This is a genomic window from Cellulosimicrobium arenosum (assembly GCF_014837295.1).
Classification (GTDB): Bacteria; Actinomycetota; Actinomycetes; order Actinomycetales; family Cellulomonadaceae; genus Cellulosimicrobium; species Cellulosimicrobium arenosum.
In genome coordinates, this window is sequence record NZ_JACYHB010000001.1 from 558,629 (window position 1) to 572,327 (window position 13,699).

Genomic DNA, 13,699 nt, shown 5'->3' on the forward strand with positions numbered 1-13,699 from the left:
ACGCCCATGGCCTCCCACAGCGCGAAGAAGAGGAAGAGCAGGCCGGCGAAGAAGGCGACGAGTGCGGGGGGCGCCGGCTCGCCCGGATGGGCGTCGCCTGCTGCGCAGGTACTCCGCGTCCCGGACGGGTTCGACGTCGCGTCGTTCGACCGCCGGTCGACGCCCGGCTTCACCGGGGACAAGTCGTCGGGCAGGGCCGCGGTCGCCGCGCACGGCGCGGAGCTGTCGGAGCTGCAGGAGCGGCTCTTCGCCGAGGGCCGCTGCGGCGGCTCGCGCTCGGTGCTGCTCGTGCTGCAGGGCATGGACACCGCCGGCAAGGGCGGGATCGTGCGCCACGTCGTGGGCCTCGTCGACCCGCAGGGGGTCGCGCACCGCTCGTTCGCGGCGCCGACCGCCGAGGAGCGCCGCCACCACTTCCTGTGGCGCGTGCGCCGTTCCCTGCCCCGGCCGGGCTACATCGGTGTGTTCGACCGTTCGCACTACGAGGACGTGCTCGTCGCCCGCGTCGAGAACCTCGTACCGCCCGAGACGTGGGAGAAGCGGTACGACGAGATCAACCGGTTCGAGGAGAAGATCGTCGCGTCCGGCACGCCGATCGTGAAGGTGGCGCTCATGGTCTCCTACGAGGAGCAGCGCGAGCGCCTGGCAGAACGGCTGGATCGCCCGGACAAGTTCTGGAAGTACGACCCGAACGACGTCGACGCGCGCTCGCTGTGGCCGCACTACCAGGACGCGTACCAGGCGATGCTGGACCGGACGAACACCGAGGTCGCGCCCTGGCACGTCGTGCCGGCGGACCGCAAGTGGTTCGCTCGTCTCGCCGTCAGCGAGCTGCTGCTCGACGCGTTGCGACGGCTCGACCTGGGCTGGCCTCCGGCGACGTTCGACGTCGAGGTCGAGAAGCGGAGGCTCGCGGCCACCTGAGCCCGCACGCTCAGCCGACGAGTGCGCGACCGTCCTCGGCGAGCGCACCGAGGCGGGACAGCGCCCGGTAGTACTTCTTCCGGTATCCGCCGGCCAGCATCTCGTCCGTGAAGAGACCGTGCTCACCCCCGCCGGCGAGCAGGACGGGCACGTCACGGTCGTAGAGACGATCGACCAGGACGACGAGGCGCAGCGCGGTGGCCTGCTCGGCGACCGGGTGCACCCCCGTGAGCGCGACGAGCTCGACGCCGTCGAGCATCGCGCCGTAGCGGCTCGGGTGCACGCGAGCGAGGTGGGTGAGCACGTCGTCGAACGCGTCGAGCGTCGCTCCCGGTACGGAGCCCGCGGCCGCACGGATCGCGGACCCGGGCAGGGGCGCGGAGTCGGTGACGACCGCCCGGTGCCGGTAGTCCTCTCCGTCGACGCGCAGGACCTCGAAGCGGTCCGCGAGGGCCTGGATCTCGCGCAGGAAGTCCTCGGCCGCGAACCGCCCCTCGCCGAGCGCGTCGGGCAGGGTGTTCGACGTCGCGGCGAGCGCCACGCCGTGGTCCGCGAGCTCACGCAGGAGACGCGACATGAGCACGGTGTCGCCCGGGTCGTCGAGCTCGAACTCGTCGATGCACACGAGCTTCTTCGACGCGAGCGCGTCGACCGTGGCCCGGAATCCGAGCGCGCCCACCAGGTTCGTGTACTCCACGAAGGTCCCGTAGGCGCTCACGTCCAGCCCGACGGCGTGGGCGAGGGACGTCAGCAGGTGGGTCTTGCCGACTCCGAACCCACCGTCCATGTAGACCGCCGGCGCTGACGTCCGGCGCGCGAACAACCCCTTGCGCACCGGCTTCGCGATCACTGCCGCGACCTCCTCGAGCCGGGCGACGGTCGCGGCCTGGCTCGGGTGCTGCGGGCTCGCGCGGTAGGTCGAGAAGCGGGCGTCGGCGAAGTGCCGTGGCGGCAGGAGGTCGGCGAGCAGGCGTGCGGGCGGCACGTGGGGCACGGCGGCCGCGAGGGAACCGACGGCTGCGGGCGCGGATGTCACGAGGAGCCAGCCTACGCCTGCCGTTACGGTGGCGGCTGTGACCTCTGCCACGCAACCTCCCGCCGGACCGGCGTCCCCGGCAGGGCGGGACGACCTGCCACCGCTCGACGTCCTGCTCCCCGCCCCGCGCCGGATCGACCCGGATCGACGCGAGGAGGCTCTCGCTGCGCTGTACGCCTACCCCGCGTCGGGCCGCGGCCCGGTGATGGTCCGGGCCAACATGGTCGCGAGCGTCGACGGCGCCGCGTGGGGAGCGGACCACCGCTCGGGTTCGATCAACGACGACGCGGACTGGCGCGTCTTCCGGGTGCTGCGCGCTCTCGCCGACGTCGTCGTCGTCGGTGCCGGCACGGCGCGGGCCGAGGGCTACACGGCGCTGGACCGACCGCGCGGCCTCGACCACCTGCGCGACGCACCGCTCGAGCTCGCCCTCGTGTCCCGGACGGGCAGCGTGCCCGCCGCCCTGGTGGCCGCGGACCGGCCGCCGTTCCTGCTGACCGGCAGGGCGGGTGCCGACGCCGCACGTGCCGTCCTGCCCGCGGACCGCGTCCTGGTCGCCGACGACGACGGTGCCGTCGACCTCGCCGGGGCGCTCGCCGCGCTGGCGCGCCGCGGGCTCACGCGCGTGCTCGCCGAGGGCGGACCGACGCTCCTGGGTGCCCTGCTGCGCGATGACCTCGTCGACGAGCTCTGCGTGACGACGAGCCCGACCGTCGTCGGGAGGGGTCCAGGACGCATCGTCGCGGGATCCGACCCCGACCGACCGGGCGGTCGGGCAGGGCGGCCCGGGCCGGCGCACCCGCACGGTGCGCGTCTGGCGCACCTGCTGCACGGCCCGCAGGACCGCCCGGGCTCTCCCGCCGGGACGACCCTCGCGCGCTGGCTCGTGCCGCTAGGCTGACCTGCGTGACCGACACGATCCTCGTCCTGACCGAAGACACGCTCAACCCCGCCGACATCCAGCACATCCTGGCGCTGCACGAGGGCGAGACGCTCGCCTACCGCGTGCTGGTTCCCGCGGACACCGAGCAGAACGTGCTGACGAGCATCATCGACCACCTCAGCGTGGGTGAGCTCAAGGACGCGTGGGACGAGGTACTGCGGCGCGAGCCGAACCCGAAGCAGGCGCACGACACGGCTGCGGAGCAGCTCGAGCACAGCGTCCGCGAGCTGCGCGACGCGGGCCGCGAGGCGGACGGCGTGGTGACGCAGGACGACCCGCTGCCCGCGCTGCGCGCCGCGGTCGCGACGGACTCCGCGCGCGAGGTCGTCGTGGTGACCTACCCGCACGCGGTCGAGGACACGTTCCACACCGACTGGGCGTCGCGTGCCCGCGACGAGCTGCACGTTCCCGTGCTGCACCTCTACTCGGGCACCAGCGAGCTCGGCTGACGTCAGCCGCGCACGCGGTGGCCCGCGCGGCGGATGGTCGCGCGCGCGAGCTGGTCCATCGAGTCCAGGTAGACCGGTTCCGCGAGGAGCCCGTGGTCGACCGCGACCACGGAGAGCTCGGTGCACCCCAGCACGACGACCCCCGCTCCCCGCTGGACGAGACGCCCCGCGACGGCACGGAACGTCTCGAGGTCGACGGGCCGGCCGGCCTTGACCTGCTCGTAGATGATCCGGGTCACGAGCGCCTGGTCGTCCTCGTCCGGCACGAGCGTCGTGACGTCGTGCGCGGCGAACGCGTCCTGGTAGACGCCGGACGCCGCCGTCCCCGCGGTCGCGAGCAGACCCACCGCCGCGAGGCCCGGGACGCGTCGGCGCGCGGCCGCCACGGTCGTGTCGATGATCGACAGGAACGGCACGTCGACGGCATCGAGCACCTGCTGCGTGAAGTAGTGCGCCGTGTTGCACGGCATGACGAGGAACGAGACGCCGAACGCCTCGAGGCGCCGTGCGTCCCGCGCGAGCACGGGTCCGGGATCCTCGTCGGACCGGCCGAGGACGAACTCCGTCCGGTCCGGGATCGTCGCGTGGTTGAGGACGACCATGTCGAGGTGGTCCTGGTCCCGCTCGGCCTCGGTGAGCCCGACGACCAGCTGCAGGAAGTAGGCGGTCGCGAGCGGACCGACTCCTCCGATCACCCCGACCGGCGGTCGCTCGCGACGGTCCGACCGGTCGTCAACCACGGTCGCTCGCGCCGGCTGCGGTGGTGGCGGCCGCGGTCTGCGCGTGAGCGGCGCGCCGCGCGGCCGAGACCGGGTAGTAGCGGGAGAACTTGCGCACCTGCTTGAGCTCCGAGAGCCGGACCCACAGGTCCCTGCGCACCGAGCGGTCCGCGCTGTACTTGAGCGGGTGCGTCACGCGCCGGACCTTGCGCACCCGCCGAGCGAGGGCCGGGTCCGTGGCCGCACGCAGGTAGCGTCGGAGCAGGAACCCGGGCACGATCCGGTAGAGCACCGACACCCGGCGGGGATCCGGCACACGCCCGCCCTGCAGGTGCTCGCCCACCCAGTACATGGCCGGGTTGATCCCGCTCGCGGTCAGGTACTGGTTCGAGCGGCCCGTGCGCGGGTTGAGCTCGAAGAAGTGACCCGTGCCGTCGCGGGGGTCGACCTTGATGTCGAAGTTCGCGAACCCCGTCCAGCCGAGGTGCTCCACGAGCCGACGTGCGTCCGCCTCGATCTGGGGCAGCGGTCCGGTGAGGATCGCGGCGGGGTTCCCCAGGGTCCCGGGTGTGTGCTCCTCGATCAGCACGTGCCCGCCGTGCGCCATCCGGACCTGACCTTCCTGGTCGCAGAAGGTCGTCATGATGCGCATCTGGGAGTCGTTGCCGGGCACGAACTCCTGGACGACGAACGCGCCCCGGTAGCCCGCCTCGCCGGCCGTCCGCAGCAGCCGGGCGAGCTGGTCGCGGTCCGCGAGCTCGTGGACCTTGCGCTTGCCCGCGAACTGCGTGTGGTGCCACGCGACGTTGTCCCCCGGCTTGGCGATGATCGGGAACCGGAGGTCGAGCTCCCCCACCTCGTCGCCGCCGTGCCGCACCACCGTGCGGGGGTGCGGCACACCGAGCTCGACGCACAGCCGGGAGAACCGCTCCTTGTCCATCACGCGGTCGAGCAGCTCGACGTCCGTGTACGGCACGACCGCCACGTCCTCGATCCGGTCCCGGTGCTGGGCGAGCGCACGGACGTACCAGTCGGTGCACGTGACGACCATCGCGGGAGCCTTGCTCCGTGCCGCGGCCTCCCGGATCGTGCGGACCATCACGTCGGGGTCGTCGAGCGCGGGCTCGACGACGTTCGTCAGGATCGTCGAGTACCGCATGTTGCGGGTCGAGACGATCGAGACGACCGTCGAGCGCACCCCGTACGCCTCGTGGAACGCACGCGCGAGGCTGTACGCGCCGGCGTCGCCACCCAGGATGATCGGGTGGACGACGGCCGGGCGCAGGACGCGTCGGCTCACGCGTCGCCTTCGCGCGTCTCGCTCCGGTCGGCCGACCACTCGGTGTGGAACACGCCGGGCTTGTCGACCCGACGGTAGGTGTGGGCACCGAAGAAGTCGCGCTGCGCCTGGACGAGCGCCGCGGGAAGCCGCTCGGCGCGCACACCGTCGTAGTAGGCGAGCGAGGACGAGAACGCGGGCGTCGGGACTCCGTTCTGCGCCGCGCCGGCGACGACGCGGCGCCACGCGGCGAGCCCGTTGCCGACCGCACCGGTGAAGTACTCGTCGGCGAGCAGCAGCGGGAGCTGCGCGTCGCGTTCGTACGCCTCGGTGATGCGGTTGAGGAACCGGGCACGGATGATGCAGCCGCCCCGCCAGATGCGCGCCATCGCGCCGCGGTCGATGTCCCACCCGAACTCGGCCGACGCCGCGGCGATCTGGTCGAAGCCCTGCGAGTACGCGACGACCTTCGAGGCGTAGAGCGCGAGCCGCACGTCCTCGACGAACGCGGCCCGGTCCTTGACGTCCCAGCCCTGGGTCTCGGCGGGGAGCGCCGCGCGCCCGGCCTCGCGCTGCGGCACGGACCCGGACAACGCGCGGGCGAAGGTGGCCTCGGCGATGCCGGTGATCGGCACCCCCAGGTCGAGCCCGTTCTGCACCGTCCAGCGGCCGGTGCCCTTCTGCTCCGCCTGGTCGAGCACGACGTCGACGAACGCCTGACCGGTCTCGGCGTCGACGTGCTGCAGCACGTCGGCCGTGATCTCGATGAGGAACGACTCGAGGTCGCCCGTGTTCCACTCCTCGAAGATCTTCCCGATCTCCGCGGCGGAGGCACCCAGCCCCTGCTTGAGCAGGTCGTACGCCTCGGCGATGAGCTGCATGTCGGCGTACTCGATGCCGTTGTGGACCATCTTGACGAAGTGGCCCGCGCCGTCCGGCCCGATGTACGTGCAGCAGGGCGTGCCGTCGACCTTCGCCGAGATGTCCTCGAGGATCGGGCCGAGGCTCGCGTACGACTCGCGCGTGCCACCGGGCATGATCGACGGGCCGTTGAGGGCGCCCTCCTCGCCGCCGGAGACGCCCGAGCCGACGAAGTGCAGTCCGTGCTCGCGCAGCGCACGCTCGCGCCGGATCGTGTCCGGGAAGTGCGCGTTGCCGGCGTCGACGACGATGTCGCCCTCCTCCAGCAGCGGCACGAGCTCGTCGATGACCGCGTCGGTCGCGGCGCCGGCCTTGACCATGACGACCACCTTGCGCGGGCGCTCGAGCGAGGCGACGAAGTCTGCGGTCGACTCCGAGGGGACGAAGTCGCCCTCGTGACCGGCCTCGGCGATCAGCGACTCCGTCTTCGCGTACGTGCGGTTGTGCACCGCGACGGTGTAGCCGTGCCGAGCGAAGTTTCGTGCGAGGTTGCGGCCCATGACCGCGAGTCCGGTGACGCCGATCTGTGCGCGTGCTGCCATCTGTCTGCCTGCTCCTCGAGGATCGGTACGGGTACACGCACAGCCTAGTCGTGCGCCCCGGCGGACCCCCGACGTGGCCACCATGCGGTCACGATTCGGTGACGGCTCGACGCGCCCGACCCCGCTTGCGCGGTTGCCGCTGCCGACGCTCGTACGGTGGTCGGGTGACCAGCGCGCGCACGACGGACGTCCCGGCCGAGTTCCGCGCGGCGCTCGACTCGATCGGGGCGCAGCGCGTCCGGCCCGAGGTGCGCCTGCAGGAGGTCCCGGCACCGCGTCGCGTGGCGCCGTTCTCGGCCGCGCTCACGGGCGAGGTCGGCGGGCAGGGCGACGGCGACCCGGAGCTCGCGTCGGGCCGGTTCGTCCTCCTGTACGACCAGGGCGGCCAAGAGGCCTGGCAGGGCCGCTTCCGCGTGGTCACGCTGGTCCGTGCGACCCTCGAGCCGGAGATGGCCGACGAGGAGATGCTCGCCCGCGTGGCGTGGAGCTGGCTCGACGAGGCCGTCCACGACGCGGGCGCGTCGACCCACGCCGAGGGCGGCACAGTGACCCGGACCGTCTCGCAGAGCTTCGGCGCCCTCGCAGGACGACGTGACGACGTCGAGCTCGAGATCCGGGCGTCGTGGACCGCGGACTCCACCGACCTCGGTGCGCACCTGGCGGCGTGGTCCGTCCTGCTGTGCACGGCCGCGGGTCTCCCCCCGCTCCCGGACGGGGTCACCGCGCTGCCCGCCCGACGCCCTACCGTGGGCTCATGAGTCCGGCCGCAGCTCCCGCACCGTCCCCCGCGGACAAGGCTCCTCTCGACGAGACCCCGACGACCTCGGAGCGCGAGGACGTCGTCCCGCTCACCGAGCCCTCCGACGGCGTCGGGCCCGTCGTGGACACCGATGCCGCCTTCGCGCGCGTCGTGGACGCCTTCGCCGCGGGCCGTGGCCCCGTCGCCGCGGACGCGGAGCGCGCGTCGGGCTACCGGTACGGCCAGCGCACGTACCTCGTCCAGGTCCGGCGCGAGGGTGCCGGGACCGCGCTGATCGATCCCGTGGGCGTGCCGGACCTGTCCCCGCTGCGACGTGCGGTCGGCGACGCGGTGTGGGTGCTGCACGCGGCGTCGCAGGACCTGCCCGGGCTGGCCGAGCAGGGCATCGTGCCCGCGAGCGTCTTCGACACGGAGCTCGCGGCCCGGCTCCTCGGGCTGGAGCGCGTGGGCCTGGCAGCCGTGGTCGCCGAGCTGCTGGGGCTGGGACTCGCGAAGGAGCACTCGGCCGTCGACTGGTCGACGCGACCGCTGCCCGCTGCCTGGCTGCGCTACGCCGCCCTGGACGTGGAGGTGCTGATCCCGCTCCGCGAGATCCTCGCCCGGCGCCTCGAGGAGGCAGGAAAGGCGGAGTGGGCCGCCCAGGAGTTCGAGGCCGTGCGGACGGCGCCGCCCCCCGCGCCTCGGGTCGAGCCCTGGCGGCGCACGTCCGGGGCGCACGCGCTGCGCGACCAGCGCAAGCTCGCCGTGGTGCGCAGCCTGTGGGAAGCGCGTGACGCGAACGCCCGAGCCCGGGACATCGCACCCGGGCGCGTGCTCCCGGACCGTGCGATCGTCGCCGCGGCCGACGCCCTCCCTCGCACCGTCGGACAGCTCCTCCTCGTCCCCGCCTTCGCTGGCAAGGGCACCCGTCGCCGCGCCGCGTACTGGCAGCGCGCGATCGACGAGGCGCTGGCACTGCCTGCCGGATCCGTGCCGACGCTGCGCGGACCGCGCACCGACGCGCCCCCGCCCCCGCGCGCCTGGCCCGACCGCGACCCGGCCGCCGCCGCGCGGCTCGAGGGCGCCCGCGCCGTCGTGCAGGAGCTGTCCCAGGAGGTCGGCACTCCCGTGGAGAACCTCCTCCAGCCGGACGCGCTGCGGCGCCTGTGCTGGTCCCCGCCCGTGCCTGCCGACGCCGCGGGCATCGGCAGCTTCCTGCGTGGTCGCGGCGCCCGGCCGTGGCAGGTGGACCTGCTGGCCGACCGTCTCGCAGCAGCGTTCGCGGCCGCCGTCGACCGGTAGGGTCGTCGCCGTGCACCAGACGAACCTGACGATCCGGACCGTCACCGACCGCGAGGCCTGGGACGCGGACGTGCTCGACCTCGGCGGCCACCCGCTGCAGCTCTGGGGCTGGGGAGAGGTCAAGGGCGCCGGCTCGTGGCGACCGCACCGGCTACGTGTCGTCGCGGCGGACGGCGCTCTCGTGGGCCTCGCCCAGGTCCTCGCCCGGCCCCTACCGGCGCAGTTCAAGGCGCTGAGCTACGTGCCCCGGGGACCCGTCGTCCGCGGTGACGCGGACGGGACGACCGACGACGCGGTGCGCTCGGCCGTGACGAACGCGGTCGTGACGTGGTGCCGCGAGAACGTCGGCGGCGTCGGCGTCACGCTCGAGCCGGACTGGGACGCGGGCACGGCCCTGCACGTCCCCGACTCGCGCCCGGCCGTCAACCCGGTCCTGTACCCGACGACGCTCATCCTCGACCTGCGCAAGGACGACGACGCGCTCATGGCGGACATGGCGAAGAAGACCCGCCAGTACGTGCGCAAGTCCCAGCGCGAGGACCTCGAGTTCCGCCCGGTGACGACGGCGGACGAGCTCGACGCGTGCCTGGCGATCTACCGCGCGACGGCCGAGCGCGCCGGGTTCGGGCTGCACGGGGACGACTACTACCGCCTGGTCGCCTCGGAGCTCGGGGAGCACTCCCCCGTCTTCGCCGCGTTCGCCCGCACGGTCGAGGACGGCCCGCACGACCGGCCCGTGGCCTTCGTGTGGTTCGCCGCGTCGGCGCGCACCTCGTTCGAGCTGTACGGCGGGATGGACGACGACGGGCAGCGGCTGCGGGCCAACTACGGTCTCAAGTGGCACGCCATGCGGTCGATGCGTGACCGCGGTGTGGTGCGCTACGACGTGAACGGGCTCCTCAACGACGGGATCTCGACGTTCAAGCGCGGCTTCGCGAGCCACGAGGACGAGCTCGTCGGCAGCATCGACGTGCCGTTCTCGGTGTGGTACTCGGCCTGGAACAAGGGCCTGCCCACCGCGAAGAAGGTCGTGCGCCGACTGCGTGGCGGTCGCTGAGTCGTCCTCACCCTCCACCTGAGACCCGGTATCGCCACGCGGCGATACCGGGTCTCTTCGTGTCGTAGCATGTTCCTGGTACCCGCGGTAGCGTGTATCCCCTGAGCGGCACCGCTCCGGACGCCGCCGTCCCGACCATCTGCACCCGGCCACCGGGCCGGGCCCCCGAACGGATGGAGATGCCATGACCGTGGCCGACCCCGTCACGCGTGCCGCCGCCGGCGCGCCCGCACCGACGACCCCCGCACCTCGCACCCAGGCCTCGCGCCACCGACCGGTCCGCGACGTCGTCTTCGTCGAAGGGGTCCGCAGCCCGTTCGGCAAGGCACGCCCGGACGGGATCTACGCACAGACCCGCGCCGACGACCTCGCGGTCAAGACGATCCGCGAGCTCCTGCGCCGTCGGCCCGAGCTGCCCGTCGAGCGCATCGACGAGCTGGCTCTCGCCGCGACCACCCAGACGGGGGACCAGGGCCTCACGCTCGGCCGCAGCGTCGCGGTGCTCGCGGGACTGCCGAAGTCGGTCCCCGGGTTCGCGATCGACCGGATGTGCGCGGGTGCGATGACCGCCGTGACCACGACCGCCGCGAACGTCGCCGTCGGCGCGCAGGACGTGGTCGTCGCGGGTGGCGTCGAGCACATGGGGCACCACCCCATGGGCGAGGGAGCGGATCCCAACCCGCGGTTCGTCGCGGAGAAGCTCGTCGACTCCTCCGCGCTCGTCATGGGCGCGACCGCCGAGAACCTGCACGACCGGTACCCGCACCTGACCAAGGAGCGGGCGGACGCGTACGGTGTCGCGAGCCAGGCCAAGTACGCCAAGGCCCTGGCGAACGGCGACGTCTCCCCCGACCTCGTACCGATCGCGACCCGGTCGACCGAGCTCGGCTGGGGCCTGGCCACCGCCGACGAGCTGCCGCGCCCCGGCACCACCCTCGACGCGATCCGCGACCTCAAGACCCCGTTCCGTCCGGGCGGGAGGGTCACGGCGGGCAACGCCTCCCCGTTGACCGACGGCGCGACCGCGTGCCTCCTCGCGGCGGGCGACGTGGCGGACGAGCTCGGCCTGCCCGTGCGGATGCGCCTCGTGGCGTTCTCGTACGCGGGCGTGGACCCCGAGATCATGGGATTCGGCCCGGTGCCGGCGACCGAGCGCGCGCTCGAGTCCGCCGGACTGACGATCGACGACATCGGCCTGTTCGAGATCAACGAGGCGTTCGCCGTCCAGGTGCTCGCGTTCTGCGACCACTTCGGCCTCGCCGACGACGACGAACGGATCAACCAGTACGGCGGGGCGATCGCCATGGGCCACCCCCTCGCGTCGTCGGGCGTGCGCCTCATGACCCAGCTCGCACGCCAGTTCGCCCAGCACCCGGAGGTCCGCTACGGCCTGACGACGATGTGCGTGGGTCTCGGCATGGGCGGCACGGTCGTCTGGGAGAACCCGCACCACGCCGACTACTCCGGCCACACCAGCGCCGACACGTCCACCGCGACCGACGGGGAGAACTGATCGTGAGCGAGAACACCACGAAGACCGACCAGACCATCGCACCCGTCACCACGTCGTCGGACGGCGGCGACTCCGCCCCGGCGCACGGCGAGCGCGTCACGCACTCCCTCGTGCGCGACGTCGTGCTGCCCGGCGGGACGGGCACGCTCGCGCTGATCACGCTCGACAACGGCCTGGACCACACCAAGCCGACGACGCTCGGTCCGCGGGGACTGGCCGAGCTGCGCACCGCGCTGGAGGGCGTCGAGCGCCGCGCGGCGGACGGCGAGATCGTCGCGGTCGCGGTCACCGGCAAGCCGTACTTCCTCGCGGCCGGTGCCGACCTGACCCAGGCCGCGGCGGTCGCGACGCGCGACGACGCGCTCGGTCTCGGCCGAGCCGGGCACGCCGCGTACACGATCCTCGGCGACCTGCGCGAGAAGACCGGCGTCCCGACGTTCGCGTTCGTCAACGGCCTCGCGCTCGGTGGCGGCCTCGAGATCGCGCTCAGCTGCGACTACCGCACCGTGGCGTCCGACGCCGGCGCGCTCGCCCTGCCCGAGACCGGCCTCGGTCTCGTCCCCGGGTGGGGCGGCGCGTACCTCGTGCCGCGACTGATCGGGGTCGAGAAGGCCATGGACGTGATCCTCACCCGTCCGGCGGCGAACAAGCCGTTCACAGCCAAGGAGGCCTACGAGATCGGCCTCGTCGACGCCCTGTTCGACGCTCCCGACTACCTCGAGTCCTCGATCCGCTGGGCGGAGTCGGTCCTGCGCGGCGAGGTCGTGGTGGAGCGCCGCGAGCTCGACCCGCAGCCGGTCTGGGACGCGGTCGTGGCGGCGACGCGCGAACGCCTCGACGCGGTCGTCGCGGGATCGCGACCGGCCCCGTACCGCGCGCTCGACCTGATCGCCGCCGCACGCACGGCATCGAAGGCCGACGCGTTCGTCGCCGAGGACGACGCTCTCGCGGACCTCATCATGAGCGACGAGATGCGCGCGAGCGTGTACGCGTTCCAGCTCGTGTCGAAGGGCAAGCGTCCCCAGGGCGCCCCGGACGCGAAGCTCGCGCGTCCGGTGACCCGCGTCGGGATCGTCGGCGCCGGCCTCATGGCCGCGCAGATCGCCCTCCTGTTCGCCCAGCGGCTCCAGGTGCCGGTCGTCATGCGCGACCTCGACGCGGAGCGGGTGGACAAGGGCCTGGGCTACGTGCGTTCGACCGTCGAGAAGCTCGTACGGACCGGCCGCATGTCGCGCGACGTCGCGGCGCGCATCGTCGGGTCGGTGCACGGCACGACCGAGATCGGGGACCTCGCGGCGTGCGACGTCGTCATCGAGGCCGTGACCGAGCTCCTGCCCCTCAAGAAGAAGGTGTTCGCCGAGCTCGAGAGCATCCTCTCCCCCGAGGCAGTGCTGCTCACGAACACCTCCGCGTTGTCGGTCACCGAGATGGCGGCCGACCTGGCGCACCCCGAGCGCGTCGTCGGGATGCACTTCTTCAACCCGGTCGCGCAGATGCCGCTGGTCGAGATCATCCGGACCACGAAGACGGACGACGCCGCGCTCGCCACGGCGTTCGCCATGACGAAGAAGCTGCGCAAGACCGCGGTGCTCGCGGCCGACCGCCCCGGGTTCGTCGTCAACCGGCTGCTCATCCTGCTCATGGGCACGATCATGGAGGCGGTCGAGAACGGCACGCCGGTCGAGTTCGCGGACCGCGCCGTCGCGCCGCTCGGGCTGCCCATGCCGCCCTTCGCGCTGCTCGACCTCGTCGGCCCGGCCGTCGGCCTGCACGTGCTCACGTCGCTGCGCGAGGATCTCGGCGACCGGTTCCCGGTCTCCGGCGGGCTGCAGCGCATCGTCGACGAGCAGGTCCCCGTCGTGCTCGACGCGCCCAAGGGCATGCCCAGGCCCGTCGACCCGGCGGTCCAGGCCGTCTTCGGCGACGGGACCGCCGGCGGCGAGGGGGCCCTGGACGAGGCCGGCGTCCTCGACGCGGTGCTCACGGCGCTCACCCACGAGATCGGGCTCATGCTCGACGAGGGCGTGGTCGCGGGCCCGTCGCAGATCGACCTGTGCATGATCCTCGGCTCCGGCTGGGGCTTCCACCTGGGCGGCATCACCCCGTACCTGGACCGCACGGGCTACTCGAACAAGATCCTGGGCCGCCGCCTCCTCCCGGACGGCGTGGCAAACGTCCCAGCAGCCTGACACCGGCCCCCGCCGAGCATGCGGTCGTGGGGGGGGCGGGGCGCCCGCCGGGGGCCCCCCCCCAGGGGGGGCCCCGGGCCCCCCCC

Annotated in this window: 12 protein-coding genes; 8 read left to right on the top strand and 4 right to left on the bottom strand. The window is 73.2% G+C overall.

Annotation, left to right across the window (positions count from 1 at the left end):
- Positions 1-6 precede the first annotated feature (6 nt).
- Positions 7-924 carry a PPK2 family polyphosphate kinase gene (locus IF651_RS02595; RefSeq protein ID WP_191827478.1) on the top strand — a complete coding sequence of 306 codons (918 nt, stop codon included), beginning with the start codon at positions 7-9 and terminating at the stop codon, positions 922-924.
- A 10-nt stretch (positions 925-934) separates the two neighbouring features.
- Here the strand turns inward: IF651_RS02595 and zapE are convergent, their stop codons facing one another.
- Positions 935-1,960: a cell division protein ZapE gene (gene zapE / locus IF651_RS02600; protein WP_191827479.1), complete on the bottom strand. Its 1,026-nt coding sequence runs from the start codon at positions 1,958-1,960 to the stop codon at positions 935-937.
- Positions 1,961-1,997: 37 nt separating this feature from the next.
- On the opposite strand from zapE, the gene IF651_RS02605 reads away from it, so the two are divergent.
- Both IF651_RS02605 and IF651_RS02610 read left to right on the top strand, forming a co-directional pair.
- On the top strand, positions 1,998-2,861 hold the full coding sequence (locus IF651_RS02605) for a dihydrofolate reductase family protein (RefSeq protein WP_338403716.1): 864 nt from the start codon (positions 1,998-2,000) through the stop codon (positions 2,859-2,861).
- A 5-nt stretch (positions 2,862-2,866) separates the two neighbouring features.
- The gene (locus IF651_RS02610; protein WP_191827480.1) at positions 2,867-3,352 is read left to right on the top strand and encodes a hypothetical protein; all 486 of its coding nucleotides are present in this window, start codon (positions 2,867-2,869) and stop codon (positions 3,350-3,352) included.
- A gap of 2 nt (positions 3,353-3,354) precedes the next feature.
- Here IF651_RS02610 and cuyB read toward each other — a convergent pair whose 3' ends face one another.
- Genes cuyB through gndA form a run of 3 tightly spaced genes read right to left on the bottom strand, consistent with a single transcriptional unit; the run spans position 3,355 to position 6,813 of the window.
- A complete protein-coding gene (gene cuyB / locus IF651_RS02615) occupies positions 3,355-4,047 on the bottom strand; it encodes a cysteate racemase (protein WP_338403717.1) in 693 nt (230 codons plus the stop codon).
- Between the two features lie 37 nt (positions 4,048-4,084).
- Positions 4,085-5,371 (bottom strand): carboxylate--amine ligase, encoded by a 1,287-nt coding sequence (locus IF651_RS02620; protein WP_191827482.1) that lies wholly within the window; start codon positions 5,369-5,371, stop codon positions 4,085-4,087.
- Complete coding sequence (gene gndA / locus IF651_RS02625; protein ID WP_191827483.1) at positions 5,368-6,813, bottom strand: NADP-dependent phosphogluconate dehydrogenase; 1,446 nt, start codon at positions 6,811-6,813, stop codon at positions 5,368-5,370. The genes IF651_RS02620 and gndA overlap by 4 nt, the downstream gene beginning before the upstream one ends.
- A gap of 164 nt (positions 6,814-6,977) precedes the next feature.
- Between gndA and IF651_RS02630 the strand changes: the two genes are divergently transcribed.
- The 5 genes from IF651_RS02630 (at position 6,978) to IF651_RS02650 (ending at position 13,613) form a co-directional block, all read left to right on the top strand.
- Positions 6,978-7,571: a DUF3000 family protein gene (locus tag IF651_RS02630; protein ID WP_191827484.1), complete on the top strand. Its 594-nt coding sequence runs from the start codon at positions 6,978-6,980 to the stop codon at positions 7,569-7,571.
- Positions 7,568-8,854, top strand: a complete 1,287-nt coding sequence (locus IF651_RS02635; RefSeq protein WP_191827485.1) for an HRDC domain-containing protein — start codon at positions 7,568-7,570, stop codon at positions 8,852-8,854. Before IF651_RS02630 ends, IF651_RS02635 begins: the two co-directional genes overlap by 4 nt.
- Positions 8,855-8,864: 10 nt before the next feature.
- On the top strand, positions 8,865-9,911 hold the full coding sequence (locus IF651_RS02640; RefSeq protein ID WP_338403718.1) for a lipid II:glycine glycyltransferase FemX: 1,047 nt from the start codon (positions 8,865-8,867) through the stop codon (positions 9,909-9,911).
- A gap of 184 nt (positions 9,912-10,095) precedes the next feature.
- Positions 10,096-11,424: a thiolase family protein gene (locus IF651_RS02645; protein ID WP_191827486.1), complete on the top strand. Its 1,329-nt coding sequence runs from the start codon at positions 10,096-10,098 to the stop codon at positions 11,422-11,424.
- 35 nt (positions 11,425-11,459) lie between these two features.
- Entirely contained in the window at positions 11,460-13,613 is a 2,154-nt protein-coding gene (locus IF651_RS02650; RefSeq protein WP_191827605.1) for a 3-hydroxyacyl-CoA dehydrogenase NAD-binding domain-containing protein, read from the top strand.
- The last annotated feature ends 86 nt before the right edge of the window (positions 13,614-13,699 follow it).